At 48.0% G+C, this 246-nt stretch carries 1 protein-coding gene; it reads left to right on the top strand.

Annotation, left to right across the window (positions count from 1 at the left end):
- Positions 1-246: DUF1385 domain-containing protein (locus SB773_RS33885; protein ID WP_410594869.1), on the top strand; the 246-nt coding region annotated here is incomplete at both ends.

Here is a 246-nt window from a genome sequence, read left to right as displayed (position 1 = left end):
CCTCGGCTACATTACTGCCATAGCGAAAGCCCCCATCATCAAAAGGCTGTTTCAATATCATGGGGCTGAGCACAAAGTGATTAACGCCTTCGAGTCCGGGGTAGAATTAACAGTAGCGAACGTGCAAAAATTTTCCACCTTGCATTACCGTTGCGGCAGTAGTTTTCTCATTTTCACGGTGTTCGTCGGTGTCGTGATTTACTCACTGTTCAGTTATGACTCCCTGACGGAACGTGTCGTGCAACG

It is taken from the genome of Bacillus sp. SIMBA_074 (assembly GCF_046534555.1).
Classification (GTDB): domain Bacteria; phylum Bacillota; class Bacilli; order Bacillales; family Bacillaceae_G; genus Bacillus_A; species Bacillus_A mycoides.
The sequence above is the reverse complement of the archived record's forward strand: the minus strand, read 5'-3'. Positions and strand labels throughout refer to the sequence as shown.